Source organism: Streptomyces sp. PH10-H1 (assembly GCF_030063355.1).
Classification (GTDB): Bacteria; Actinomycetota; Actinomycetes; order Streptomycetales; family Streptomycetaceae; genus Actinacidiphila.
Window position 1 is genome coordinate 1 of record NZ_JASISZ010000091.1, and the last position, 26831, is coordinate 26831.

Annotated in this window: 22 protein-coding genes and 1 pseudogene; 12 read left to right on the forward strand and 11 right to left on the reverse strand. The window is 70.9% G+C overall.

All coding sequences use genetic code 11. The features are described from left to right. Positions 1-92 precede the first annotated feature (92 nt). Together QMK24_RS35380 and QMK24_RS35385 are read left to right on the forward strand one after the other, a co-directional pair. On the forward strand, positions 93-1712 hold the full coding sequence (locus QMK24_RS35380) for an N-acyl-D-amino-acid deacylase family protein (protein WP_283470968.1): 1620 nt from the start codon (positions 93-95) through the stop codon (positions 1710-1712). A 362-nt stretch (positions 1713-2074) separates the two neighbouring features. Continuing rightward, positions 2075-3292 carry a pyridoxal phosphate-dependent aminotransferase gene (locus QMK24_RS35385; RefSeq protein ID WP_283470969.1) on the forward strand — a complete coding sequence of 406 codons (1218 nt, stop codon included), beginning with the start codon at positions 2075-2077 and terminating at the stop codon, positions 3290-3292. A gap of 257 nt (positions 3293-3549) precedes the next feature. On the opposite strand, the gene QMK24_RS35390 is transcribed toward QMK24_RS35385, so the two are convergent. Beyond that, the gene (locus QMK24_RS35390; protein WP_283470970.1) at positions 3550-5370 is read right to left on the reverse strand and encodes a phosphoenolpyruvate carboxykinase (GTP); all 1821 of its coding nucleotides are present in this window, start codon (positions 5368-5370) and stop codon (positions 3550-3552) included. A 272-nt stretch (positions 5371-5642) separates the two neighbouring features. Between QMK24_RS35390 and trhA the strand changes: the two genes are divergently transcribed. After that, positions 5643-6341, forward strand: a complete 699-nt coding sequence (gene trhA / locus QMK24_RS35395; protein WP_502962696.1) for a PAQR family membrane homeostasis protein TrhA — start codon at positions 5643-5645, stop codon at positions 6339-6341. A gap of 58 nt (positions 6342-6399) precedes the next feature. Here trhA and QMK24_RS35400 read toward each other — a convergent pair whose 3' ends face one another. Beyond that, complete coding sequence (locus tag QMK24_RS35400; RefSeq protein WP_283470971.1) at positions 6400-8427, reverse strand: thioredoxin domain-containing protein; 2028 nt, start codon at positions 8425-8427, stop codon at positions 6400-6402. Between the two features lie 103 nt (positions 8428-8530). Between QMK24_RS35400 and QMK24_RS35405 the strand changes: the two genes are divergently transcribed. Continuing rightward, complete coding sequence (locus QMK24_RS35405) at positions 8531-11773, forward strand: tetratricopeptide repeat protein (protein ID WP_283470972.1); 3243 nt, start codon at positions 8531-8533, stop codon at positions 11771-11773. A 150-nt stretch (positions 11774-11923) separates the two neighbouring features. Here QMK24_RS35405 and QMK24_RS35410 read toward each other — a convergent pair whose 3' ends face one another. Then, positions 11924-12211 carry a hypothetical protein gene (locus QMK24_RS35410; RefSeq protein WP_502962695.1) on the reverse strand — a complete coding sequence of 96 codons (288 nt, stop codon included), beginning with the start codon at positions 12209-12211 and terminating at the stop codon, positions 11924-11926. A gap of 6 nt (positions 12212-12217) precedes the next feature. Then, entirely contained in the window at positions 12218-13090 is an 873-nt protein-coding gene (gene mca, locus QMK24_RS35415) for a mycothiol conjugate amidase Mca (protein WP_283470974.1), read from the reverse strand. Positions 13091-13206: 116 nt separating this feature from the next. Between mca and QMK24_RS35420 the strand changes: the two genes are divergently transcribed. Together QMK24_RS35420 and greA are read left to right on the forward strand one after the other, a co-directional pair. Next, entirely contained in the window at positions 13207-13617 is a 411-nt protein-coding gene (locus QMK24_RS35420; protein ID WP_283470975.1) for a DUF4307 domain-containing protein, read from the forward strand. Positions 13618-13749: 132 nt separating this feature from the next. Beyond that, positions 13750-14250 carry a transcription elongation factor GreA gene (greA, locus tag QMK24_RS35425; protein WP_283470976.1) on the forward strand — a complete coding sequence of 167 codons (501 nt, stop codon included), beginning with the start codon at positions 13750-13752 and terminating at the stop codon, positions 14248-14250. A gap of 103 nt (positions 14251-14353) precedes the next feature. On the opposite strand, the gene QMK24_RS35430 is transcribed toward greA, so the two are convergent. The 3 genes from QMK24_RS35430 to ilvA all read right to left on the reverse strand — a co-directional run bounded on the left by QMK24_RS35430 (position 14354) and on the right by ilvA (position 17610). Beyond that, on the reverse strand, positions 14354-15214 hold the full coding sequence (locus QMK24_RS35430) for an ABC transporter permease (RefSeq protein WP_283470977.1): 861 nt from the start codon (positions 15212-15214) through the stop codon (positions 14354-14356). Then, positions 15214-16182, reverse strand: coding sequence for an ATP-binding cassette domain-containing protein (locus QMK24_RS35435; RefSeq protein ID WP_283470978.1), 969 nt, complete (start codon positions 16180-16182; stop codon positions 15214-15216). Before QMK24_RS35435 ends, QMK24_RS35430 begins: the two co-directional genes overlap by 1 nt. A gap of 201 nt (positions 16183-16383) precedes the next feature. Next, positions 16384-17610, reverse strand: coding sequence for a threonine ammonia-lyase (ilvA, locus tag QMK24_RS35440; protein WP_283470979.1), 1227 nt, complete (start codon positions 17608-17610; stop codon positions 16384-16386). 132 nt (positions 17611-17742) lie between these two features. On the opposite strand from ilvA, the gene QMK24_RS35445 reads away from it, so the two are divergent. The 3 genes from QMK24_RS35445 (at position 17743) to QMK24_RS35455 (ending at position 19177) form a co-directional block, all read left to right on the forward strand. Further along, on the forward strand, positions 17743-18264 hold the full coding sequence (locus QMK24_RS35445; RefSeq protein WP_283470980.1) for a MarR family winged helix-turn-helix transcriptional regulator: 522 nt from the start codon (positions 17743-17745) through the stop codon (positions 18262-18264). Positions 18265-18353: 89 nt separating this feature from the next. Next, positions 18354-18935, forward strand: a complete 582-nt coding sequence (locus QMK24_RS35450) for a sigma factor-like helix-turn-helix DNA-binding protein (RefSeq protein WP_283470981.1) — start codon at positions 18354-18356, stop codon at positions 18933-18935. Next, a complete protein-coding gene (locus QMK24_RS35455) occupies positions 18932-19177 on the forward strand; it encodes a hypothetical protein (RefSeq protein WP_283470982.1) in 246 nt (81 codons plus the stop codon). The genes QMK24_RS35450 and QMK24_RS35455 overlap by 4 nt, the downstream gene beginning before the upstream one ends. A gap of 138 nt (positions 19178-19315) precedes the next feature. On the opposite strand, the gene QMK24_RS35460 is transcribed toward QMK24_RS35455, so the two are convergent. Further along, positions 19316-20479 (reverse strand): cystathionine gamma-synthase, encoded by a 1164-nt coding sequence (locus QMK24_RS35460; RefSeq protein WP_283470983.1) that lies wholly within the window; start codon positions 20477-20479, stop codon positions 19316-19318. A gap of 125 nt (positions 20480-20604) precedes the next feature. Between QMK24_RS35460 and msrA the strand changes: the two genes are divergently transcribed. Further along, positions 20605-21306, forward strand: a complete 702-nt coding sequence (gene msrA / locus QMK24_RS35465; protein ID WP_283470984.1) for a peptide-methionine (S)-S-oxide reductase MsrA — start codon at positions 20605-20607, stop codon at positions 21304-21306. 60 nt (positions 21307-21366) lie between these two features. Here msrA and QMK24_RS35470 read toward each other — a convergent pair whose 3' ends face one another. The 3 genes and pseudogenes from QMK24_RS35470 to xylA form a co-directional block, all read right to left on the reverse strand. Beyond that, complete coding sequence (locus QMK24_RS35470) at positions 21367-22053, reverse strand: ABC transporter ATP-binding protein (protein ID WP_283470985.1); 687 nt, start codon at positions 22051-22053, stop codon at positions 21367-21369. Positions 22054-22098: 45 nt separating this feature from the next. Continuing rightward, a pseudogene (locus QMK24_RS35475) lies at positions 22099-23309 on the reverse strand (ABC transporter permease). Positions 23310-23478: 169 nt separating this feature from the next. Next, positions 23479-24648 carry a xylose isomerase gene (gene xylA, locus QMK24_RS35480; protein WP_283470986.1) on the reverse strand — a complete coding sequence of 390 codons (1170 nt, stop codon included), beginning with the start codon at positions 24646-24648 and terminating at the stop codon, positions 23479-23481. Positions 24649-24720: 72 nt separating this feature from the next. Here xylA and xylB point away from each other — a divergent pair, with 72 nt between their 5' ends. Continuing rightward, on the forward strand, positions 24721-26106 hold the full coding sequence (xylB, locus tag QMK24_RS35485) for a xylulokinase (RefSeq protein WP_283470987.1): 1386 nt from the start codon (positions 24721-24723) through the stop codon (positions 26104-26106). A gap of 109 nt (positions 26107-26215) precedes the next feature. Further along, the coding region (locus QMK24_RS35490; RefSeq protein WP_283470988.1) for an ROK family transcriptional regulator at positions 26216-26831 on the forward strand (616 nt) is incomplete at its 3' end.

A 26831-nucleotide genomic window follows, 5' to 3' on the forward strand; every position in this document is an offset into this window, starting at 1 on the left:
CCCTCTGCCCTCAAACGCCGGGCGGGCTGGATGGCTCGGCCCGGCCGGCGATTGAGGCCACCCACCAGACCGCCCCAGGAAAGGGCACCGGCATGGATCTCGTACTCCGCGACGTGAACGTCATCGACGGCAGCGGGGGCGCCGCCTACCCGGCCGATGTCGGCATCGACGCGGGCCGGATCGCCGAGATCCGGCCCGAGGCCGAGGCCCGGTTCGGAGGTGTCCGGCTGACGGGCACCCGCGCCATCGAAGCCGACGGCATGTCGCTGGCGCCGGGATTCATCGACATGCACGCGCACAGCGATCTGGCGCTGCTGAGGGACCCGGACCACTCCGCGAAGGCGGCGCAGGGCGTGACGCTCGAGGTGCTGGGGCAGGACGGACTGTCGTACGCGCCGGTGGACGACCGGACGCTCGCGGAGGTCCGCGCCCAGATCACCGGGTGGAACGGCGACGGCTCGGACATCGACTTCGACTGGCGCAGCGTCGGCGGGTATCTGGACCGGCTCGATCAGGGCATCGCGGTGAACGCCGCGTATCTGATCCCGCAGGGCACCGTGCGGATGCTGGCGCTGGGCTGGGAGGACCGCCCCGCGACGGCGGCCGAGGTCACTGAGATGAAGCGACTGGTGGCGGAGGGGCTGGAACAGGGCGCGGTCGGCCTGTCGTCCGGGCTGACGTACACGCCGGGGATGTACGCGTCGGACGCCGAACTCGGCGAACTGTGCCGGGTGGTGGCGGCGTACGACGGCTACTACTGCCCGCACCACCGCTCGTACGGGGTCGGCGCACTCCAGGCGTACGAGGAGATGATGGCGCTGACCCGTGACGCGGGCTGCGCCCTGCACCTGGCGCACGCCACGATGAACTTCGGCGTGAACAAGGGAAAGGCGCCGGATCTGCTGGCGCTGCTGGACCAGGCCCTGGACGACGGCGCCGACATCTCGCTGGACACGTATCCGTATCTGCCGGGCTGTACGACGCTCGCGGCCATGCTGCCGAGCTGGGCGACGGAGGGTGGCCCGGAGGCGACGCTCGCGCGGCTGCGGGACGACGCGACGGCGGAGAGGATCCGGCATGTGATGGAGGTCGAGGGCGCGGACGGCTGCCACGGCGTGCCGATGGACTGGGTGACGATCGAGATCTCCGGGGTGAGCGACCCGGGCCTGGCGGGCTGCGTCGGAAAGACGATCGCGCGCAGCGCGGCCGAGCGCGGCGAGGAGCCGTTCGTGACCGCCCGGCGGCTGCTGCTCGGCGACCGGCTGGGGTCGACGATCCTGCAGCACGTCGGCCATGAGGAGAACGTCCGGGCGATCATGCGGCACCGCGTCCACACCGGCGGCAGCGACGGCATCCTGACGGGCTACAAGCCGCACCCGCGTGCGTACGGGACCTTCCCCGAGTACCTCGGGAAGTACGTGCGTGAGCTGGGCATCCTGTCCCTGGAGGAGTGCGTCGCCCACCTCACCTCCCGCCCGGCCGCCCGGCTGCGGCTGCCGGACCGGGGGCTGGTCCGCGAGGGCTACCGGGCGGACCTGGTGCTGTTCGACCCGGAGACGGTGGCGGCGGGCTCCACCTTCGACGTCCCGCGGGTCCTGCCGGCCGGCATCCCGCATGTGCTGATCGACGGCCGCTTCGTGATCGAGGACGGCCGCCGGACGGACGTCCTGGCGGGCCGGTCGGTCCGCCGGGAGCCCGCGCGGCGGCGGTGACGGCCGGGGGATGACGGCCGGGGGGTGACGGCCCGGGGGTGACGCCCGTACGGCGATGGCGGGACGCGCGCTCAGCCGCATCGGGCTGCTCTTGCCCATCCCCCACCCGGCATCGACCGCCAGGGTGAAGGGTGTGGACCTCCGGGAGGCGACCAGCAGTCCGGCGAGCTGCTCCGCGGCCCGTCCCGCGCCCAGCAGATCCCGGTCGCCGTCGGACACCGGCTCGTCGTTGAGAAGGGAGTACGGAGGCCATGCGGAGGAGGACGACGCCATCGTGCCAGGGTGGCAGCGCGGGCTCCGCCCGTCCCGACGTGGCGAAAAACACCGGGCGGACGACGGTACTCGCCCGTAAGGTGACGGTCATGCAGCAGGTGATCCAGTCCACGAAGCTCGCGAATGTCTGTTACGAGATCCGGGGCCCGGTCCTCGAAGAGGCGATGCGGCTCGAGGCGGCGGGCCACCGCATCCTCAAGCTGAACACCGGCAATCCGGCGCCCTTCGGTTTCGAGTGCCCGCCGGAGATCCTTGAGGACATGCTGCGCTCCCTCGGCGACGCGCACGGCTACGGCGACGCGAAGGGCCTGCTCTCCGCGCGCCGGGCGGTGGTGCAGCACTACCAGACGAAGAGCGTCGCGCTGGACGTCGGCGACGTCTATCTCGGCAACGGCGTCTCCGAGCTCATCCAGATGTCGATGCAGGCGCTGCTCGACGACGGCGACGAGGTGCTCGTCCCCGCGCCGGACTACCCGCTGTGGACGGCCTCGGTCTCGCTGGCCGGCGGCACGGCGGTGCACTACCGCTGCGACGAGCAGGCCGACTGGATGCCGGACCTCGCCGATATCGAGCGCAAGGTCACCGACCGCACCAAGGCCATCGTCATCATCAACCCGAACAACCCGACGGGCGCGGTGTACGACGACGAGATGCTGCGCGGGCTCACGGACATCGCCCGCCGCCACCGGCTGATCGTCTGCTCCGACGAGATCTACGACAAGATCCTGTACGACGGTGCCACCCACACGCCGACCGCGGCCATCGCCCCCGACCTGCTGACTCTGACGTTCAACGGTCTGTCCAAGGCGTACCGCGTGGCGGGCTACCGCAGCGGCTGGATGGCGGTGTGCGGACCCAAGTCCCACGCCTCCAGCTATATCGAGGGCCTCACGATCCTCGCCAACATGCGGCTGTGCGCCAACATGCCCGCCCAGCACGCGATCGCCACCGCGCTCGGCGGCCATCAGTCGATCAACAGCCTCGTCCTGCCGGGCGGCCGGCTGCTCGCGCAGCGCGATGCCGCGCATGCCGCGCTCACGCAGATCCCGGGCGTCACCTGTGTCAAGCCGAAGGGGGCGCTGTATCTCTTCCCCCGGCTCGACCCGAACGTCTACAAGATCAAGGACGACCGGCAGATGGTCCTCGATCTGCTCCGCGCCGAGAAGATCATGGTCGTGCACGGCACCGGCTTCAACTGGCACGAGCCGGACCACTTCCGCATCGTGACCCTCCCGTACGCCGACGACCTCACGGAGGCGTGCGCGCGCATCGCCCGCTTCCTGGACGGCTACAGCCAGTCCGCCTAGGGCCTGTCCGGCGGGCAGCCGCGAAAACCCTGATGGCCGGGGTGCGACTTTCGTCGCACCCCGGCCATCAGGCTGAGGGTTGGCAGCGGCCGGTCCGGCAGGCGGTCTTGGTCGGGGTGCCTGCCCGATGCGGCCGCAAGCCGCGCCAACGAGCCGCCGCGTGCATCGCACATGCGGCGCGGGCAGCCCGAGTCTCTTGTTCTTCAAGCAGCCGGCGGGGCCGCCCCTGGAGGGGCCCCGCCGGCGGCGGGCCGGGGTCAGCCGAGTCGCGCGACCAGCGCCCGGTACTCGTCCCACAGTTCCTTCGGCGTGTGATCGCCGAACTTCTCCAGGTGGGCGGGGATCAGACCGGCCTCGTCGCGCCAGACGTCGAGGTCGACGGAGAGCAGCAGGTCGAGGTCGGCCTGCGAGATGTCGAGTCCCTCGGTGTCGAGGGCACCGGCGGCCGGGAGGATGCCGATGGGGGTCTCGACGCCCGCGCCCTCACCGTTGAGGCGCTCGACGATCCACTTCAGGACGCGGCTGTTCTCGCCGAAGCCGGGCCACACGAAGCGGCCGCCGGCGTCCTTGCGGAACCAGTTGACGTAGTAGATCTTCGGCAGCTTGGCGGCGTCGGCCTGCTGGCCGATCTTGATCCAGTGACCGAAGTAGTCGCCCATGTTGTAGCCGCAGAACGGCAGCATCGCGAAGGGGTCGCGGCGCAGCTCGCCGACCTTGCCCTCGGCGGCGGCGGTCTTCTCCGAGGCGATGTTGGAGCCGATGAAGACGCCGTGCTGCCAGTCGAAGGACTCCGTCACCAGCGGTACGGCGCTGGCGCGCCGGCCGCCGAAGAGGATGGCCGAGATCGGCACGCCCTTGGGGTCCTCCCACTCGGGCGCGATGGTCGGGCACTGGGAGGCCGGGACGGCGAACCGGGCGTTGGGGTGCGCGGCCGGGGTCCCCGACGCCGGAGTCCAGTCGTTGCCCTTCCAGTCGATGAGGTGGGCCGGCGGCTCCTCCGTCATGCCCTCCCACCAGACGTCGCCGTCGTCGGTGAGGGCGACGTTGGTGAAGACCGTGTTGGCGTACATGGTCTTCATGGCGTTGGCGTTGGTGTCGTCGCCGGTGCCGGGCGCGACGCCGAAGAAGCCGGCCTCGGGGTTGATCGCGTAGAGCTGGCCGTCCTCGCCGAAGCGCATCCAGGCGATGTCGTCACCGACGGTCTCGACGGTCCAGCCGGGGATGGTCGGCTGCAGCATCGCGAGGTTGGTCTTGCCGCAGGCCGACGGGAACGCGGCCGCGATGTACTTGGCCTCGCCCTTCGGCGGGGTGAGCTTGAGGATCAGCATGTGCTCGGCGAGCCAGCCCTCGTCACGGGCCATGACGGAGGCGATCCGCAGCGCGTAGCACTTCTTGCCGAGCAGGGCGTTGCCGCCGTAGCCGGAGCCGTAGGACCAGATCTCGCGCGACTCGGGGAAGTGCGAGATGTACTTGGTGGTGTTGCACGGCCACGGCACATCGGCCTGGCCCTCGGCGAGCGGGGCGCCGACGGTGTGCACGGCCTTGACGAAGAAGCCGTCCTCGCCGAGGTCGTCCAGGACCGCCTTGCCCATCCGGGTCATGGTGCGCATGGCGACGGCGACGTACGCGGAGTCGGTGATCTCGACGCCGTTGGCGGAGAGCGGGGAGCCGACCGGGCCCATGCAGAACGGGACCACGTACATGGTGCGGCCGCGCATGGAGCCGCGGAAGAGGCCGCCCTCACCGGCGGTGCCGGCGAAGATCTCGCGCATCGCGTCCGGGTGCTTCCAGTGGTTGGTCGGGCCGGCGTCCTGCTCCCGCTCGGAGCAGATGAACGTCCGGTCCTCGACACGCGCCACGTCGGTCGGGTCGGAGGCGGCGTAGTAGGAGTTCGGGCGCTTGTTCGGGTCGAGCTGCTTGAAGGTGCCGTTCGCCACGAGGTCGTCACAGAGGCGCTGGTACTCGGCCTCCGAGCCGTCGCACCACACGATCTCGTCCGGCTGGGTGATGTCGGCGATTTCGCCGACCCAGGCGAGCAGGTCCTTGTGATTGGTGGGAGCCGCAATTCCGCGCGCCACGATCGCTCCGTCCCGCCGAACTTGCACAGATTCGGCGTCAGATTTGAGGGTTTTGCGGACTCTAGCCCTGCTGTCCGCATGGTGGAACTACCTCGGCCCCTTGGGGGCTGCGACCCGGACGCCACGTGGCCGCTCATCCGGTGCCGACCGCACTCATATGAGTGTCGGTGGGGATAACCCGATCTGTCCAGGGCGCGAAGGGTGAGCATCACCACTTCCGCCGTCATACCTACGACTCCGTAACCTACGGTTCCGTAGGTAGGATTGACGCTATGACCCCCGTCGAGGAGACTTCCGCTGTGCCTCAAGCCGTAGAAGAGCTCGACCCGCCGGCCGTTCTGAAGCCCATGCTCAGGGGCTGGATTCACGCCGGAATGTTCCCCGCGGTGCTGATCGCGGGAGTGGTGCTGACCGCCGGCGCGGAGAGCACCCGCGGCCGGATCGCATGCGCCGTGTTCACCGTGACCGCTTGCGCGCTGTTCGGCGTGAGCGGCCTCTACCACCGTGGAACCTGGGGCCCGAGAGGCGAGGCGATCCTGCGTCGCCTGGACCACTCCAACATCTTCCTGATCATCGCGGGCAGCTACACGCCGCTCGCGATCCTGCTGCTGCCGTCGAACAAGGCGACCCCGCTGCTGTGGTTCGTCTGGGCGGGCGCGCTGGCCGGTATCGCCTTCCGGGTCTTCTGGGTCGGCGCGCCACGCTGGCTCTACACCCCCTGCTACATCGCGCTCGGCTGGGCGGCCGTCTTCTTCCTCCCCGACTTCATGCGCACCGGCGGTATCGCGGTGCTGGTCTGCGTGGTCGTCGGCGGACTGCTCTACAGCGCGGGCGGCGTGATCTACGGCCTCAAGCGGCCCAATCCGTCACCGCGCTGGTTCGGCTTCCACGAGGTGTTCCACTCCCTGACGCTGGCGGCCTTCGTCATCCACTACGTCGGGATCTCGCTCGTGGCCTACCAGCACGCGTAAACATCCGTGAGCGGAATGTCCACAACCTCCCTGGCTGAGCGCGGGTGAGGCCGCGGCCTCACCCGCTGAGCTGTGCCGCCAGGGCGGCGGGGTCCGTGGTGGGGGCGTCGCACACGAAGTGCCGGCAGACGTACGCGGCGGGCCGGCCCCCGACGAGCGGCCGGTCGTGCAGCAGCGCGAACTCGTCGCTGCCGGGCGTGCCGGGCGCGACCACGGCGCCGGGCGCGGTGGCCAGCAGCGCCGTACGGTGCAGGGCGGCGGTGCCCGGGTCGGCGGGCGGTCCGACCACGGCGATCTCCCGGGGACCGTCCAGGACCGCCTCGGCCACGGCGAGACCCCAGCCGATGAAGCGCGGTGCGCGGGGCGCCAGCGCGCCCACGACGCCCAGGGCCCGTTCTGCCGCCTCGCGGTGGGCGCTCGATCCGGTGTGGGCGGCATACGACAACAACGCGCCGGCCGCCGCCGTCCAGCCGGACGGGGTCGCGTTGTCGGTCGGGTCCTGGGGGCGGCGGATGAGCGCCTCGGCGTCGTCGGCGGTGTCGTAGAGGGTGCCGTCGGCGGCGATGAAATGGTGCAGCACCGAGTCGAGGAACAGCCCGGCGAAGTCCAGCCACACGCCCTCGCCGGTCACCGCGGCGAGCGCGAGGAAGCCCTCGGCGACATCCGCGTAGTCCTCCAGCACACCGGAGTTGGCGCCCGCGACACCGTCGCGGGAGGTACGGGTGAGGCGGCCGGCATCGTCCATGTGCACACGCACGAGCACATCGGCCGCGTCCAGGGCCGCCGGGACCAGATCCGGGCGGTCGAAGTACGCGCCGGTCTCGGCGAGTGCGGCGATGGCCAGACCGTTCCAGGCGGCGACGACCTTGTCGTCACGGCCCGGCCGCGGCCGCTCCTCCCGCGCCGCGAGCAGCCGCTCGCGGACCGACGCGATCCGGTCGGTGTCCCCGGCCGGGCCGTCCTGCGGCAGTTGGAGTACGGAGGCGCCCTCCTCGAAGGTGCCCTCCTCCGTCACGCCGAAGTACCCGGCGGCGAACGCCGCGTCCTCCTCGCCCAGCGCCTCGCGCAGCTCCGCCGGGGTCCAGGCGTAGAACGCTCCCTCGGCGTGCGTGCCATCGGCACGGTCGCTGTCGGCGTCCAGCGCGGACGCGAACCCGCCCTCGTTGGTGCGCAGTTCGCGCACCATGAAGTCGGCGGTCTCCAGCGCCACGCGCCGCGCGAGAGGGGAACCGGTGGAGCGCCACAGGTGCGCATAGACGCGGCACAGCAGCGCGTTGTCATAAAGCATCTTCTCGAAGTGCGGAACTGTCCACGCGCGGTCCACCGCGTACCGGGCGAAGCCGCCGCCCAGCTGGTCGTAGATGCCGCCGCGGGCCATCGCCTCGCAGGTGTCCGTCGCCATCCGCAGGGCGTCGTCCGAGCCGGTGCGGGCGTGGTGGCGGAGCAGGAACTCCACGGCCATGGACGGCGGGAACTTCGGCGCCCCGCCGAAACCGCCGCTCGCGGCGTCGTAGTCGCGGACCAGGCCGAGCAGCGCGGCGTCCAGCTCGCTCGCGCCGGGGGTCACCGACGCCCCGTAGGCGCTCTGCCGGTCGCCGAGGTCCTTGACGATCCGCGCGGCGACCTCGCCCACCTCGTCCCTGCGGTCCCGCCAGGCCGCGTGCACACCCTCCAGCACCTGCCGGAAGGAGGCCATACCGTGCCGCGGCTCGGGCGGGAAGTACGTGCCGAAGTAGAACGGCTCGGCGTCCGGTGTCAGGAACACCGTCATCGGCCAGCCGCCCTGCCCGGTCGCCGCCTGCACCGCCTCCATGTAGACGGCGTCGACGTCCGGCCGCTCCTCGCGGTCCACCTTCACCGGGACGAAGTGCTCGTTCAGATAAGCCGCGGTCGCCTCGTCCTCGAACGATTCATGCGCCATCACATGGCACCAGTGACAGCTGCTGTATCCCACGCTCAGCAGCACCGGCACCTCGCGTCTGCGCGCCTCGGCGAACGCCTCCGCATCCCACGGCCACCACTCCACAGGGTTGTCGGCATGCTGCAGGAGGTAGGGAGAGGTGGAACGGCTGAGTCGATTGGCCATGTACCCACCCTCACACACGGTGTCGCCCGCGGCGCGTACCGCAGGACACTTGGGGCCGGGCGGGCGACGAGGGGGAGCGATCTTGAAAGAAGCGCCAGAGCCGGTGAAGCCTTCCGGACGGGACCGGTCGGAGGTCGAGAACCGGCTGAAGCTGGCCGTGGTCGAGGAGGCGCGCGGCAGCACGCCGGCGGACGCGGAGCGGCTGCTCCAGCGCGCCCTGGCCGCGCTGGACGAGATCATGGGCAAGGCGGCGGAGGAGTACGCGCTCTACGTGCGCGCGACCGGAGCCGCGCCCGCCGGGCAGCCCCGTTTCACCGGCCGGTTCAGCCGCGAGACGGTGACCACCGGCGCGATCACCGCCGGCGCGGTCGGGGCGACGGCGTTCGCGGTGGACGTGATCGGCCAGAAGCTGTCGGCCGGAGCGTCCCTCACCACCGGGCTGGCCGCCGGAGCCGTCGGAGCGGTGGCCGTCGGGCTCCGGGGCACGACCCGGCCACGTACCGGCTCGGTGGCCCTGCCCGACGATCCGGCCCCTTACAGGCTGCGCTGGCTGGACGCGGTGGAACGGCTCGGCATCCGCCCCTTCCTCGAGCAGCACCGGAGCCTGGCGACCGCGGCGACCGCCGCCGGCACCTCCCGGACCGCGTCCCGGGCCCCTGCCGCCGGTACGAAGCACCAGGTCCCGGCGCCCCGCCGAACCGACCGCAGCGCCGCCGCCAGAACGCGGTCCGTGCTGGAGCAGTCGTTCGGCCAGCTCCCTTCCGCCGACGGTCCGTTCGCGGGCCGCCGTAAGCAGGTCGCGCAGATCGCGCAGTGGGTGCACCAGGCCCGGGTCTCGACGGAGAGCAAGCCGACCGTCGTCGTCCTGCACGGCCCGGCCGGCGCCGGGGCGACCACCCTCGCGGTGCACGCCGCCCGGCAGTTGCGCGACCAGTTCCGCGGCTCGTGCATGGTGGACCTGCGGGGCGGGGCCCTGGACGAGCGCCCGCTGCCGACCCGGGACGCGCTGCTGCACCTGCTGAACCGGCTCGGCGCGCCCCGCGAGCAGCTGCTGTTCCGGGAGCGGCCCAACCATGAGCAGCATCTGCGGCGGCTCGCCGACCAATACCAGAAGCACCTGACCGGCACACCGGTGACGATCGTGCTCGATGACGCCTCGGACGCCGAGCAGGTACGCACGCTGGTCCCCGAACGGTCCGAGACCCTGGTGCTGATCACCACCCGCGAGCCGCTCGCCTTGGAGCTGCCGAACGCGTGGGTGCACAGCATGCCCGTCGGCCCGCTCGGCGCCGACGACACCTATGAGCTGCTCGGTGAGATGGCGCGGGCCGCGAAGGCGCCCGAGCCCACCTCCGTGGAGTCCGAGCGGCTGCGCGGCCTCTGCGACGGCCTGCCGCTCGCGCTGCGCATCGCCGGAGCCGCGCTCCCGGACCACGGCACGGCGGCCGGGCTGGCCGCCGACCTGGAGGCGTACGGCCCGCTGGACGCCGTCGAGCGGATCCTCGCGCTGCGCTACCACGACCAGCCCGAGCCGTCCCGGCGGCTGCTGCGCCGCCTCGCACTCGCCGGGCGGGCCAGTTTCGGGGCGGCGGCCGCCGCCGCGCTGCTGGCCACCGACGAGCAGGAGGCCGGCCGCAGGCTGGACGAGCTGGCGAAGGCCGGGCTGATCGAGCACATCCGCGGCAGCCGCTACAAGCCGCACGACCTCATACGCCGCTTCGCTCACGCACGGCTGCTCGACGAGGAGGACCCGGCCGAGCGCGCCGCCGCACACGAGCGCCTCATCCGCAGTTACGCCGAACTGGCCAACGCCGTGATCCGGCTCGTCGAGGGCAAGACCTCCACCCGGGCGGGGCGCTTCGGCGCCCATGGCTTCGCCTCCCTCGAAATGGCGCTGCGCTGGCTCGACGACGAGTCGAGCTTCATCACCGCAGCGCTGCGGCACGCCGAGGGCGTGGACCGTACCGTCGTCCAGGCCCTGCTCGGCGCGCTGTGCGACTACTGCCTGCTACGCGGCGACCTCTACCGGCTCGGTGAGATCAGCGAGCTGGCGCAGGCGTCGAAGACCGGCCCTGACGAGGACCAGAACATCCTGGTGCGCTCCGTGCAGTGGCGGACCGGCATCGCCGCCCGGCAGCTCGGCGAACTCGACAAGGCCCGTTCCACCCTCACCTCCGTGGTCGATCTGTACTTCGAGGCGCAGCATCCGGCGGGCGCCGCCCGCGCGCTCGGCAGCCTCGGCATCACCCTCCATCACCAGGGCAATCTCCGGGAGGCAGAGATCAAGCTCCGCGAAGCCCTGGAGTTGCAGTCCGCGCCCGAACTCGGCGAGGACCGGGCCTGGACGCAGCACGCGCTGGCGGCTGTGCTGCGCGACATGGGCCGGCTCGGCACAGCCCTGGACCTGCTGCTCGAATCCCTCGCCCTGCACCGGGAGAACGAGAGCGTCCACGGGCAGGCCTGGGCCCATCTCCAGCTGGGGCAGGTCCATCTGCGGCTCGGCGCGGTCGACGAGGGCGAGGCCGAGCTGCGCAGCGCCGGCCAGTGCTACGCGCTGACCCGCGACCCGCGCGGCGCCGCCTGGACCCGCACGCAGCTCGCCCGCGCCACCCTGCAGCGCGGCAACGCCCAGGAGGCGGCCCGCGAGCTGGACGATGCACTGGCCCGCCACCGGGCCTGCGAGGACGCGCGAGGCGAGGCCTGGACGCTGTACTACCTGGGGCAGGCGCTGGAGGAGACCGGCGACAGCGACCAGGCGCTGCGCACCCTGGAGCGGGCCCGCTCGATGTTCAGCCGGATGCGGGACGTGTACGGGCTGGCCTGCGCCCGTCACCACTCGGCGCGCGTCACCCGCGACCAGCGGGCCGTGCGCACCGGCAATCTCCGTAACAGCGGCTTCGCCCGCCAGCTGCTGCAGGACGCCCGGCAGGATTTCCGGCGCATCGGCGTGGAACACGGCGAAGCCTGGTCCTGCGTGGAACTCGCGGTGATCGACGCGGGCAACAACCGCTTCGTCGAGGCCCTCACCCTCCTCGACGAGGCCCGTGAGCTCTTCGCCGATCTCGGCGACCGGCGCGGCCAGGACTGGGCCCTTTTCCTGCGCTGCACGGTCCAGCCGCTGCTGTCGGAGTCCGGCGCCGAGCAGGCCCGCGACACCCTGCGCGATCTGCTGGCCGCCCACTACCCCGGCCGGGACCCGGACCTGGAGGAGTACGCCGAGGCGTACTCCGTCCTCCTGGAGCGCGGTCCCGCGGCCCCGGGCGGCAGCTGGGAGGCCTGGCGGCTGGGCATGATGCCGCGGCGCTCCGCGCGCATGGTGATGGACCTCGTGCCGTCCGCGCCCTGACGGGCGGGGCGGCGGTCCAGGCGGGGGCGCTGGCGGGGCCGGTGTGCGGCCGGCCCGGCCGGCGCCGGGACCCGATCCCGGACCCGATCCTGGACCCGGACCGATCCCGGACCCGATCCTGGACCTGGACCGATCCCGGACCCAGACCCGCTACGGAGTCTTGGGGTCCTGAGCCGCCTGAGCGGCCTTCAGTTCCCGATGAGCCCGCAGGCCCCGGGAAGGCTTCCGGGCCGCCGCGCCGGCGGGGTCCGGGGTCTCCTCGAAGTCGATCTTCTTGAACTGCTTGCCCATGTTCTTCATCAGCGCCCACAGCGACAGCGCGATCGCCGCGAAGATCACAAAGCCGATGAGGCCGGGCGTCACCTTGTTGCTGTCCAGCTCCTGTGCGGCGAGCGGGACGAACTGAGTCAGTGCGGGGGAGGCAATCACAACAGCCATTGTGCGCTAGACCCCCCGGATACCCGCGAAGAGGTCGTCCTCGGGGAGCGAGGTGTCCACGAGCGACTTGGCGAGCTCGTAGTCCTCCGTCGGCCAGACCTCCTGCTGGATCTCCATGGGGACGTGGAACCAGGCCCCGTCCGGGTCGATCTGGGTGGCGTGCGCGAGCAGCGCCTTGTCGCGGATCTCGAAGAAGTCGGCACAGGGCACGTGGGTGCTGATCTGCCGCTCGGGGCGGTCGAACTCCTTCCAGCGCTCCAGCCACTCCGCGTACGGGGACTCCAGGCCGCGGGAGAGCAGCGCCTCGTGCATGGCGACGGTGCGGGCCCGGTTGAAGCCCTGGTTGTAGTAGAGCTTCTGCGGCGTCCACGGCACGCCGGCATCGGGGTAGCGCTCGGGATCTCCGGCCGCCTCGAAGGCGACCATGGAGATCTTGTGGGTCATGATGTGGTCGGGGTGCGGGTAGCCGCCGTTCTCGTCGTACGTGGTGATCACGTGCGGGCGGAATTCGCGGATCAGTTTGACGAGGGCCTCGGACGCCTCGTCGACGTCCTGCAGGGCGAAGCAGCCGTCGGGCAGCGGCGGCAGCGGGTCGCCCTCCGGAAGGCCGGAGTCGACGAAGCCGAGCCAGGACTGCTTGACGCCGAGGATCTCGCGAGCCTCGTCCATCTCCTTGGCGCGGACCTCGTGAATGTGCTCCTCGATATAGGGGTCACCCTGGAGCTTGGGATTGAGCACCGAGCCGCGTTCGCCGCCGGTGCAGGTCGCGACCAGTACGTCCACCCCCTCGGACACGTACTTGGCCATGGTGGCCGCGCCCTTGCTCGACTCGTCGTCAGGGTGGGCGTGGACGGCCATCAGTCGCAGCTGCTCAGTCAAGGCTGGATCCTCTAGTCATCGGTAGTGGCCCCCTCGTTTCATGTAAAGGGCGCCTCCTATAGTGACCGAAGCGAGGGGGCGATTATTTCCTTGGCCCCCGACCGGAAGGAACGATCATGACTGCGGTGCGCGAGGGGCTGCCCGAAGGGCGCTACGGACGCGGCGCCCATGCGCTGGCCGACCGGCAGCTGAAGATCACCGGGGCAGTGCTGGGCGTACTGGCACTGGGCGGAGTCGGCTGGTTCGGCTGGCACTCGGTCGCGGGCACGGACGTGAGCGGTGAAGTGATCAAGTCCCAGGCCGTCTCGGACCAGGCGGTGGAGATCCATCTGGAGGTCCGCAAGGACGCCGGGACGGTCGCCGTGTGCACCCTGCGCTCGGTGGACAAGGACCACACGGAGGTGGGACGCATGGACGTGACCCTCCGCGACCACAAGAAGCAGGTGGACACCGTGGTCACCATGCGCACCATCCATCGCGGCGAGACCGCTGAACTGCTCGGCTGCAAGCCGGCGGACCAGGGCTGACCTGCTACGACGACACTCTGACGATTTCCTGCTCCCGAGTGGGTGCCGAAATTGTTACGCTCATGGTTTCGCCCGGCCACGCGATGGCAAGGCACTCGACGCAGTCCCACGCAGTACCTACGAGGAGCATCTGTGACCCAGCAGACCAGCGAGAACGTCACCTGGCTGACCCAGGAGGCGTACGACCAGCTGAAGGCTGAGCTGGAGTACCTGTCGGGTCCGGCACGCGCGCTGATCATCGCCAAGATCGAGGAAGCCCGCCAGGAGGGCGACCTCAAGGAGAACGCCGGCTACCACGCGGCGCGCGAGGACCAGGGCAAGCAGGAGCTGCGGGTACGCCAGCTGACTCAGCTGCTGGAGCGTGCCAAGGTCGGCGAGGCGCCGGCCGACACCGGTGTGGTCGCGCCCGGCATGGTCGTCACGATCGCCTTCGACGGCGACCCGGACGACACGATGACCTTCCTGGTCGGTTCGCGTGAATACGTGAGCGACACCTTGGAGACGTACTCACCGCAGTCCCCGCTCGGCAAGGGCGTGAGCGGGAAGCAGGCCGGCGAGGACGCCGTGTACGAGCTGCCGAACGGCAAGAAGTCCTCGGTGAAGATCCTCTCGGTCAAGCCGCACCGGGGCTGATCCGGGCCGGGGCCGAACCGCGCCGGCACCACGACGAATGCACGACGGGCTCCCAGCCGTGGGTACGGCTGGGAGCCCGTTTCGTACGTGAGCGGCGCCGGTGTCAGGCCGTCGCGGAGCGGTACTTGCGCACCGACAGGGTGCGGAAGACCACGATGATCAGGACCGACCAGAGCAGCGAGGCCCAGACGGGATGCTGCATCGGCCAGGCGTCGGAATGGACGACGCCCGGGTTGCCGAAGAGCTGCCGGCAGGCCTGCACGGTGGCGCTGAACGGATTCCACTCGGCGATGTGCCGCAGCCAGGGCGTCATCCCGGAGGTGTTGACGAAGGCGTTCGAGATGAACGTGACCGGGAAGAGCCAGATCAGGCCGCCGGAGGTGGCCGCCTCCGGCGTACGGACCGACAGTCCGATCAGGGCGCCGATCCACGAGAAGGCGTACCCGAGCAGGAGCAGCAGGGCGAAGGCGCCGAGCATCTTGGGGATGCCGTGGTGGATCCGCCAGCCGACCAGCAGCGCGACTATCGCGAGCACCACGACGGTCAGCGTGGTCTGCACGAGGTCGGCGAGGGTGCGGCCGGTGAGGACCGCGCCACGCGCCATCGGCAGCGACCGGAAGCGGTCGATGAGGCCCTTGTGCATGTCGTCGGCGATGCCGGCTCCCGCGCCCGCGGTGGCGAAGGTGACGGTCTGCGCGAAGATGCCCGCCATCAGGAATTCGCGGTAGGCGCCCGCGTCGGTGGTGCCGCCGATGTTGACGGAGCCGCCGAAGACGTAGCTGAACAGCACCACGAACATGATCGGCTGGATCAGCCCGAAGATGACCATCTCGGGGATGCGGCTCATCCGGATCAGATTGCGCTTGGCCATGACCAGCGAATCCCGCAGGGACTGGACGATCCCGCCGCCGGCGCGCGGAGCGAGCGTGCTCCCCACTGCCTCGGGCGCATGGGTGAGTGCCATTACTTCGTCTCCTCGTCCGTGTCTGCGACCTCGGCCTCGTGACCGGTGAGCGAGAGGAACACATCGTCAAGGGTGGGGCGGCGCAGACCGATGTCGTCGATCTCGATGCCCCGGGCGTCAAGATCGCGGATGACCTCGGCGAGCAGCTTCGCGCCGCCGTTGACCGGCACGGTGATCCTGCGGGTGTGGTCCTCGACCTTGGTGTCGCCCTTGCCGAAGCCGCGCAGAATCGTCTCCGCCTCGGTGAGGCGGTCGCGCTCATGGACCACGACCTCGACGCGTTCGCCGCCGGTCTGGGCCTTGAGCTGGTCGGAGGTGCCGCGCGCGATGACCTTGCCGTGGTCGATGACGCAGATGTCGTGGGCGAGCTGGTCGGCCTCTTCGAGGTACTGCGTGGTGAGCAACAGGGTCGTGCCGCCTGCCACCAGGTCCTGGATGACCTCCCACATGACCTGACGGTTGCGCGGGTCGAGGCCGGTGGTGGGCTCGTCCATGAACATCACCGGCGGCTTGACGACGAGCGCCGCGGCGAGGTCCAGCCGGCGGCGCATACCACCGGAGTACGTCTTGGCGGTCCGGTCGGCCGCGTCCCCGAGGCCGAACCGCTCCAGCAGCTCGGCCGCGCGGACCTTCGCGTCACGGCTCGTCATCTGGTAGAGCTGGCCGACCATTTGGAGATTCTCACGGCCGGTCAGATATTCGTCGACCGCCGCGAACTGGCCGGACAGGCCGATGTGGCGGCGTACTTCGTTGGGGTGCTTCAGGACGTCGATACCGGCCACGACGGCTTTGCCGCTGTCCGGCTTGAGCAGGGTGGTGAGCACCCGTACGGCGGTGGTCTTTCCCGCGCCGTTCGGACCCAGGAGGCCCAGGACGGTGCCTTCCGGGACGTCGAAGTCCACTCCGTCCAATGCCCGTACGTCGCCGAAGGTCTTGACCAGACCTTCGGCGTAGATCGCGCCTGGCATGTGACTACTCCCAATCCGGGGATAGGTCTTTACTGTCGATGATCGCGGGGCTCGCGGCACGCCGCGACCCGATTTCGGTCCCGCCCGCACACCCGCCCGCACACCAGGAGTCCATACGCGACACATCGCGAGCATGCCGCATGCGATATATCGCGTCAATACCGGGGCTCCCGGAACTTCCGGCCCGGATCCCGACCAGCGTCAGATGACCGTGTAGCCGGTTCCCAGGAGGGCGGCTTCCACCGCCTCGCAGTGCTCAGGACCCTTGGTCTCCAGGTGCAGTTCGACCTCCGCCTCCGTGAGCCCGAGCCGCGGATCGGTCCGTACATGGCTCACATCGAGGACGTTAGCGTCCGCCTCTGACAACACCGCGAGAAGCGTCGCCAGCGCCCCCGGGCGGTCCGTCACCCGCAGCCGCAGCGACAGATAGCGCCCTGCCGCGGCCATACCGTGCCGCAGGATCCGCTGCATCAGCAGCGGGTCGACGTTCCCGCCGGACAGCACCGCCACCACCGGGCCCTCGAAGGACTCCGGGTCGGACAGCAGCGCCGCCACCGGGCTCGCCCCGGCCGGCTCGACGACCATCTTCGCCCGCTCCAGGCACAGCAGCAGCGCGCTGGACAGAGCGTCCTCGGACACCGTACGCACCTCGTCGACCAGCTCGCTGATGATGCCGAACGGAATGTCCCCCGGCCGGCCCACCATGATCCCGTCGGCCATCGTCGCCACCGAGTCGAGCGCCAGCGGCCGCCCGGCCGCCAGCGAGGGCGGATACGCCGCCGCGCCCGCCGCCTGCACGCCGATGATCTTCACATCCGGACGCAGCGCCTTCACCGCCAGCGCGACACCGGCGGCCAGCCCGCCGCCCCCGATGCCGACCACGATGGTCCGCACCTCCGGGCACTGCTCCAGGATCTCCAGACCCACCGTGCCCTGGCCCGCGATGATGTCCGGGTGGTCGAAGGGGTGGATGAAGACCGCGCCGGTCTGCTCCGCGTACATTTTGGCGGCGCGCAGTGTCTCGTCCACCACCTGTCCGTGCATCCGCACCTCGGCCCCGTAGTCGCGGGTCGCCGCGATCTTCGGCAGCGGGGCGCCGACCGGCATGAAGACCGTGGACCGCACTCCGAGCAGCGACGCGGCGAGCGCGACACCCTGCGCGTGGTTCCCGGCGCTCGCCGCGACGACACCGGCCGACCGCTCCTCCTGCGTGAGCCCGGCGATCCGCACATAGGCGCCACGCACCTTGAACGAGCCGGTGCGCTGCAGGTTCTCGCACTTCAGATGCACCGTGGACCCGACAAGACCGGTCAGGTAGCGGCTGCCCTCCATCGGGGTCACCCGCGCCACTCCGGACAGCATCTTGTGCGCCCCGCGCACGTCGTCGAGCGTGATCGGGTGGTGTACTGCGGGCGCCGGTCTATCCATGCACCCAGTCTCCCAGCTCCCGTCCGCACCCACCGCCGGACCCCGGTTTGTGCGGGATGGGTCTCATGGTGACCCTGTCCGCGTACTCTTCTCCCAACCTCCGCAGGAACGACAGAACGCGAGCTTCCGGCCATGCCCAATCCATCGGAGACGTCCTCCTCACCCCCCCTCGCCGAGGAGGGGCCCACCGAACTCTTCGAGCGACTCCAGCACCAGGTCGCTCTCTTCGCCCGGCGCGCGGAGCAGACCCGTCTCGGCGGTGTGGGCAAGGCCCGCAACTCCATGGACCGGGCCGCCTACCTCCTGCTCAACCGGCTCGACCACGAAGGCCCGATGGGTGTCAAGGCGCTCGCCGAAGGCATGGGCATCGACTCCTCCACCGTCACCCGCCAGGTCGCCCCGCTGGTCGACACCGGCCTGGTCAAGCGCACCTCGCACCCCGAGGACGGGCGCGCCGTCGTGCTCGCCCTCTCCCCGCGCGGACGCGGGCGGCTCGAAGAGGTGCGCAGCTCCCGGCAGCAGCTGATGGCCCAGGTCACCGAGGGGTGGAGCGCGGGAGAGTGCGAGGTCTTCTGCGACCTGCTGGGGCGTTTCAACCTGGCGCTGTCCGAATGGCACGCGACCACGGTCCAGCCGGGGCCGTCCGACGACTAGGGCCTCCCCGGCCGCCTGACCCGGTCCCGGCGGACACCGCACCCGCAGCACTCTTGACCTGGACTGCCCGCTTGCCGTCCACTGGCCGCGTGGGAGCGCGCCGGGCGGCAGCGGAGTACCAACGGGACGTCGAATTTCAGGCGTTCACCGCAGGAGCGGCAGGACGCCTCCTGCACGCCGCCACCCTGCTCACCGGCGACCGGGCCTCCGCCGAACAGCTGCTGGGCGCCGTCCTGGCGCGTACGTACGCGAACTGGTTCCGGATGCGCGCCGAGGACCCGTACGAACAGGCCCGCACCGAACTCGTGCGGCGCTTCGCCTACCGGCCGTGGTGGCGCCGGCCGCACGGCGGCGCCCTGGATCGGCTCACCGCGCAGGAACGGCTGGTGATCGTCTTGCGGCTGTTCGAGGGCATCGCCGAGGAGCAGGCCGCCGCGCAGCTGGGGCTGCCGGTCGAGCGCGTACGGGCCATCTGCAACCGCGCGACGGCCACCTTGCGCAGCCGCCCCGCGACGCCGCCCGCGCGGTCCGTGACCGAGGCGCGTGCCGCGGCGGAGCAGATCCGGGCGCGGGACCGGACCTCAGTGGAGACACCGGCCCCGGAGACCCTTGAGACCCAGGCGACCGAAGAGACCCCGGAGACCGAGGAGATCCGGGGAGCCGCGTCATGACGCTCCCGGACCGCAAGGAGGAGGAGGTCCGCAGGATCCTCGACACTCCGCACCCGTACGTCCCCGCCGACCTGTCGGCACGAGCGGCCGAACGCGGCCGCCGCATCCTGCGGCGGCGGCGCGTCCTCCACCGGCTGCTGTGGCTGCTGGTCATCGCGGCGGTCGTAGCGGGCGTGGTGCTCGCGGTGCTGGAGTGGCCCACCCAGCAGCCGCTCGACACCACGCCGCCACTCGACTGGTAGCCGCCCGGTGGCCGCGACGTACCTGGTGACCCGCACCTGGTGACCCGAACCTGTTGACCCGAAGCTGGTGGCCGCGGCCGTTTCTCAGCCGGTAGCCGCGGCGCACCCGGTGGACACCAGGTGCGCCACGGCCGTGGCTCAGCCCAGTGCCTGAGTGAGATCCGCCAGCAGGTCGTCGACCGACTCGATGCCCACCGACAGCCGTACGAGATCCGCCGGAACCTCCAGCGCCGAGCCCACCACCGAGGCGTGGGTCATCCGGCCCGGGTGCTCGATCAGCGACTCGACGCCGCCCAGCGACTCGCCCAGCGTGAACAGGCCCGCGCGGTTGCAGACCGCGACGGCTGCCTCCTCGCCGCCGGTCACCTGGAACGAGATCATGCCGCCGAACGCCTTCATCTGCTTTGCGGCGATCTCGTGCCCCGGGTGCTCGGGAAGCCCTGGGTACAGCACCCGCGACACCTTGGGGTGCGACTGGAGCATCTCCGCGATCCGGGTGGCGTTGGCACTGTGCCGGTCCATGCGCACGGCCAGCGTCTTGATGCCGCGCATCACCAGCCAGGCGTCGAACGGCCCGGCGATCGCGCCCATCGCGTTCTGGTGGTAGGCCAGCTCGTCGCCGAGCGCCGCGTCACCGGTCACCAGCGCGCCACCGACGACGTCGGAGTGCCCGCCCATGTACTTCGTCGTCGAGTGCAGGACGACATCCGCGCCGAGCGCGAGCGGCTGCTGCAGGTACGGGCTCGCGAACGTGTTGTCCACCACCAGCCGCACGCCGGTGCCGGCGCCGCGCGCGATCTCCGCCAGCGCCGCGATGTCCGTGATGCCGAGCAGCGGGTTCGACGGGGTCTCCACCCAGATCGCCTTGGTGTGCGGGCGCAGCTGCGCCCGCACCGCCGCCGGGTCGGACGTGTCCGCCACCGACCACTGGACGCCCCACCGCTCGACGACCTTGCTGAACAGCCGGAACGTGCCGCCGTACGCGTCGTTCGGGATCACCACGTGATCGCCGGGCGACAGAATGGTGCGCAGCAGGCAGTCCTCCGCCGCCAGCCCCGACGCGAAGGCCAGCCCGCGCCGCCCGCCCTCCAGGGCCGCCAGATTCTGCTCCAGCGCGGTCCTCGTCGGGTTCGCGGAGCGGCTGTACTCGTAGCCGCCGCGCAGCCCGCCCACTCCGTCCTGCTTGTACGTGGACACCTGATAGATCGGCGTCACCACGGCACCGGTCTGCGCGTCCGCCGCCTGTCCGGCGTGGATCGCGAGGGTTTCGAAATTCTGATGCTGCTGGTCGTGGTCGCTCATTCCGCCGAGGGTAGCCGCCCCGCCCCCGAAACGACCGGGTCCACCTGCCGACCACGCCCGAACGGAATCCTGCGGCCCGCCGATACGTTCCCCTGTACGGAGCCGAACCCGGAGGAGAACCCCGCATGTTCCTGAACCGCCACAAGAACCACCTGCCCTCCGCCGAGGAGGCCCTCAAGGGCCGTGCCGAGCCGGAATTCACCGTTCCGGCGCGTCACACCGTGCTCGGCAAGCCGCTCACGGCCCCGTATCCGGCCGATCTGGCGGTCGCCGACTTCGGGATGGGCTGTTTCTGGGGCGCCGAGCGCAAGTTCTGGCAGACCCCGGGCGTCTGGACCACCCTCGTCGGCTACCAGGGCGGCCACACCCCGAACCCCACCTACGAGGAGGTCTGCAGCGGCCTCACCGCGCACACCGAGGCGGTCAGGGTCGTCTACGACCCCGCCCTCGTGTCGTACGCCGAGCTGCTGAAGGTCTTCTGGGAGTCCCACAACCCCACCCAGGGGAACCGCCAGGGCAACGACTCCGGCACCCAGTACCGCTCCGCCGTCTACACCCACTCCCCCGACCAGCTCACCGGCGCCCAGGCCTCCCGCGACGCCTACCAGCAGGTCCTCAACGGCGCCGGCTACGGCGACATCACCACCGAGATCCTCCCGGCCGGCCCCTTCTACCCGGCCGAGCCGTACCACCAGCAGTACCTCGACAAGAACCCCGACGGCTACTGCGGCATCGGCGGCACCGGCGTCGACCTCACAGCCCCCTCGGAAACCAACTGGGGCCGCTCCTGCCCCACGGGCATCGCCCCGGCTCCCGCCGCGGACTGACAAGCACGAGGCGGGCCCCGGACTTCGGTCCGGGGGGCCGCCTCGACTCATTTCCGGCGGCTACACAGCAGAGATGCGTTCGGTGACCGTGACGCGGCCCTTGCGGATGCTGGCGAGGCGGGGGGCGCGTTTGGCGATGCCGGAGTCGTGGGTGACGAGGATGAAGGTGAGGCCGCGTTCCTTCCAGAGGCCTTCGAGGAGGCCGATGATGTCGGCGCGGGTGGCCTCGTCGAGGTTGCCGGTGGGCTCGTCGGCGAGGAGGACCTTGGGCTTCTTGACGAGGGCGCGGGCGATGGCGACGCGCTGCTGCTGGCCGCCGGAGAGTTCCGACGGCAGGTGGCTGAGGCGTTCGGCGAGGCCGACGGAGTCCAGGGCTTCGGCGGCGAGGCGGCGGCGTTCCGCGGCCTTGACGCCCATGGGGACGAGGGCCGTCTCGACGTTCTCCAGGGCGGTGAGCGTCGGGATCAGGTTGAAGCTCTGGAAGATGAAGCCGATGTTCTCTGCGCGCACCTTGGTGAGCTTGGCCTCGCTGAGCCGGGCGAGGTCGACGCCGTCGAACTCCACCGAGCCCTCGGTGGGACGGTCGAGCGCGCCGAGCATCTGCAGCAGGGTGGACTTGCCGCCGCCGGTGGGGCCCTGGATGACGAGCTGGTCGCCGTCCTCGATGACGAGGTCGACGCCGCGCAGGGCCTCGACGGTGTCTTTGGCGCGCCGGTAGTGCTTGGTCACGCCGGTCAGCTTGTACATGGTCGACTCCTGTGAGGGCAAAGGTGATGGGGGCCGCTCAGCGGGCTATTCGACGCGGCGCAGCGCGTCCGCCTGGCGCAGCCTGGACGCGCGCCAGCCGCCGAAGGTGCCCGCGATGAGGCCGCCTGCCACGGCGAGGCCGACCGCGAGGGCGATGGTGTTGAGGCTGACGGGTGCGGTCAGGGCGATGTCCAGGGCCTTGGTCGCGGCCCGGCCGCCGGGCCCGCCGCCGAAGACCCGGCCCCCGCCGCCGCCCGGGCCCCGGAGGAGGCGACCGACGCGGTCAGCGTCGGGCTGATGGAGGTGATGAGGTAGGCGCCGCCGAGGCCGAGCGCGATACCGAGGACGCCGCCGATGAGGCCGTTGACCAGGGCTTCGCCCATCACCTGACCGGTGACGCGGCGGCTCTTCCAGCCGAGCGCCTTGAGGGTGCCGAACTCACGGACCCGGCGGCTGACGGCGGCGGAGGTGAGCAGCCCGGCGACCAGGAAGGCCGCGATCAGCACGCCGATGGACAGCCGCTTGCCGACGTTCGTCGCGAGGTTGGAGGCGGTGGAGAGTGATCCGGAGACGGTGGAGGCCAGGTCCGCGGACGTGGTGACCGTCGTGCCCGCGATGTTCTTCGACGGCGACGGCGGCGTTGGACTGCGCGCCGGTGAAGGTCTTGCCCGAGGTGATCTTCGACGAGGTCAGCGGGCCGAGCGTCAGCTTGGAGACGTCCACGCCGGAGACGGTGTAGGAGTTGACGTCGAACTGCGCACCGCCGCCCTGCACTTCACCCTGCGGCTGGCCACCGGTGCCGCTCCGCGGCTTGGGGGTGCTGCCCTGGGACTGCTTGAACTGACCCCGGTCGAACTGCCCGTTGACCTTCAGCACCTGCAGATTCAGGCGCCGACCGCGTCGGCCACGCCCTTCTGCCCGGAGACCTGGGTGACGATGGAGGACGCCAGCGACTGGAAGCCCTTGACCATCACGCGGTCGCTGCTCTGCTCCTTGGAGTCCGTGGTGGCGCCGAAGTTGAACCTCGGCCGGTCGGTGGCCCCGGTGCTGCCCTGCGCGGCGGCCGCCTTGGTGACCGTCATGTCGGTCCCGAGTCCGTACAGGGACTGCAGGACCTTCCCCTGCGCCACCGTCATGCCCGCCGACGCGGAGTTGACGGTGATGACGAGCCCGATGCCGAGGGCCAGACCCAGCGCGATGACCAGGGCCGCTTTTCTGCGACGTCGCAGCTCACGCCTGAGATACGTAAAGAACATGCGATTCCTCGCCGTTGCCGCCCCGGCCAGGACGCGGGGGGATGGATGGGGACGGCGGGAGCACGAGGGGGTTGCGGTCCCTCGTACTCCCGCTGCGGCGCCACGGTAGGAATCAGCGGTGATGAACGGGTGAGGCGGGGCTGAGAGCCGGATGAGAAAGGACGCAGGCTCAGCGAGCGCCCAGCAGATGGTCCATGGCGAGCTGGTCGAGCTGCTCGAACGCCATGCCCTTCACGGCCGCCGCCTCGACGTCGAAGTCCTCGTAGGACGAACGGTCGGCGAGCAGATCGGTCAGCGACTCCCCCTCCCCCAGCGTGGACCGGCCGAGTTCGTCCAGCCGCGAGGTCCTGAGCGCCTCCCGGACGGCCGGGTCGGCGCGGAAGGCGGCGGCGCGCTCCTTGAGGAGCAGGTAGGTGCGCATGCACCCCGCGGCGGAGGCCCAGACTCCGTCGGAGTCCTCGGTACGCGGCGGCTTGAAGTCGAAGTGCCGGGGCCCCTCGTAGCCGGCGGTCTCCAGCAGGTCGACGAGCCAGAAGGCGTCCCGCAGATTGCCGGCGCCGAACCGCAGGTCCTGGTCGTACTTGATGCCGGTCTGGCCGTTGAGGTCGATGTGGAAGAGCTTGCCGTGCCACAGCGCCTGGGCGATGCCGTGGGTGAAGTTGAGGCCGGCCATCTGCTCGTGCCCGGTCTCGGGATTCACCCCGACCAGTTCCGGGTGCTCCAGCTCGTTGATGAAGGCGAGCGCGTGCCCGACGGTCGGCAGCAGGATGTCGCCGCGCGGCTCGTTCGGCTTGGGCTCCACGGCGAACCGCAGGTCGTAACCCTGCGCGAGAACGTACTCGGCGAGCAGGTCGAAGGCCTCCTTCAGCCGGTCCAGCGCGACCTGTACGTCCTTCGCCGCCCCGGACTCGGCACCCTCACGGCCGCCCCACGCCACGTAGACCTTCGCCCCGAGTTCGGCGGCCAGGTCGATGTTGCGGATCGTCTTGCGCAGCGCGTACCGCCGTACGTCACGGTCGTTGGCGGTGAAGGCGCCGTCCTTGAAGACCGGGTGGGTGAAGAGGTTCGTGGTGGCCATCGGCACCACAAGACCGGTCGCGTCCAGCGCCTGCCGGAAGCGCTTGATGTGCGATTCGCGCTCGGCCTCGGTGGCACCGAACGGGATGAGGTCGTCGTCGTGGAAGGTCACGCCGTACGCGCCCAGCTCGGCGAGCCGGGTGACGGACTCGACCGGGTCGAGGGCGGGGCGGGTGGCGTCGCCGAACGGATCACGGCCCTGCCAGCCGACCGTCCACAGGCCGAAGGTGAACTTGTGCTCGGGGGTGGGAGTGAGATTCATCGCACCGGCTCCTATTCGTAAGACAGTTGAACAAATTAGTATGCGAGGCCTGCGATGGGAAGAGGAGGGGCCATGGAGGTCGTGATCGGGGTCGACAGCTCCACCCAGTCGACCAAAGCGCTGGCCGTCCGCGTGGACACCGGCGAGGTCCTGGCACGCGCCCGGGCCCCGCACACCGTCAGCGAGGGAAAAGCCCGGGAATCGAATCCGGAAACATGGTGGCAAGCCCTCCAAAAAACGCTGACCCACCTCTCCGAACACACCGCCCAGGCGATCTCCATCGCGGGCCAGCAGCACGGCCTGGTCACCCTGGACGAAACCGGCAGACCCCTGCGCCCGGCCCTGCTCTGGAACGACGTCAGATCAGCGCCGCAAGCGGAAGAACTGGTCAAGCGCTTCGGCACTCAGCACTGGGCCGACCGCTTCGGATCCGTACCGGGCCCCAGCTTCACAGCAGCCAAGTGGGCCTGGCTGCGAGCCAACGAACCGGCCACCACCGCCGCCACGGCAGCCGTCCGCCTCCCCCACGACTTCCTCACCGAACGCCTGACAGGCGAGGCGGTCACCGACCGGGGCGACGTCTCCGGAACGGGCTGGTGGGCCTCGGACACCGAAACGTACGACGAAGCCGTCCTCACCGCGATCGGCCTGGACCCGGCCCTCCTCCCCCGGGTCCTGCCCCCCGGCGAGCCGGCCGGCGCCACACTCCCGGGCCTCTCCCTCCCACCCGGCATCCTGGTCGCCTCCGGCACCGGCGACAACGCGGCGGCCGCCCTGGGCCTCGGCCTCACCCCGGGCCGCGCCGCCGTCAGCCTGGGAACCTCCGGAACCGTCTACACCCCCTCGACCAGCCGCCCCACCGACCCCACCGGCACGATTGCCGGCTTCGCCGGAGCGCACGGCGGCTGGCTGCCACTCGCCTGCACCCTGAACTGCACCCAGGCAGTGGACAGGATCGCCGCACTCCTCAACCTTGACCGCGAAACCGTCGCCCCGCCCGGAGAGACCGTCTTCCTCCCCTACCTGGACGGCGAACGCACCCCCAACCTCCCCCACGCCTCGGGCACCCTGAGCGGCCTGCGCCACGACACGACCGCTGGTCAGGTACTGCAGGCCGCGTACGACGGGGCCGCCTTCACGCTGCTGGCCGCCCTGGACCTCGTACTCGCCGTGGACGGCGCACCCTCGGACGAGCCGCTGCTCCTGATCGGCGGCGGCGCCCGCGGCACCGCCTGGCGGCAGACGATCCGCCGCCTCTCCGGACGTGCGGTCCAGGTCCCCGACGCCGACGACCTCGTAGCCCTGGGCGCCGCCACCCAGGCCGCCGCCCTCCTCACGGGCGAACACCCGACCGCCATCGCCGCTCGCTGGGGCACCACAGCAGGACCGGTCTACGATCCGATCAAAAGAGACGAAGCCACCCTGAAGAACCTGGCCGCAGCACTGACCACCATCTGACTCGACGCAAAGACACCAGAGCAGCGGGACAGGAAATCCCCCACCCGCCGGACTCATCGAACGTGAGAGGGACCGGCCCCCGCCCACCCACGAACCGAAAGGCGCCGCCATGGCCAACGGCACCGGCCCCCAACCGGCACTCCGCCGCCGCAACCTGTCAGCCGTGGTGCACGCCGTCGCAGCAGGCGACAACATCTCGCGGGCGGCGGTCGCCGCCGAGGTCGGCCTCACCAGAGCCACCGTCTCGACGCTGGTCGACGAACTCATCGCGGCGGGCCTCGTCACCGAGCTGGGCGCGCAGCGCCCCGGCACCGTGGGCCGCCCCGGCACGGCCCTGGCGCTGAGCACGCGCGGCCCGGCCGGAGTCGGGGCCGAGGTCGGGGTGGATCACCTGGCGGCATGCGTGGTGGATCTGCGCGGAACCGAACGGGCCAGGGTGACGGTGGAGGCCCGCAACAGGGGACGCGCGGCAGCGCAGACCCTCGGAGAACTGGCAGGACTCGTACAACAGGTCACGGAAGAAGCAGCGGCGCTCGGACTGCACCCGGCCGGGCTGACCGTCGCAGTCCCCGGCCTGGTCGGCCGCGGCCGCCACACCGTGCTGCGGGCGCCCAACCTCGGCTGGACGGACGAGACCACCGACCTCACGGTCGAGAACGAGGCCAACCTCGGCGCGCTGGCCGAGCTGTGGCTGGGCGGCCACCACAGCCACCCCGCCCCCACCG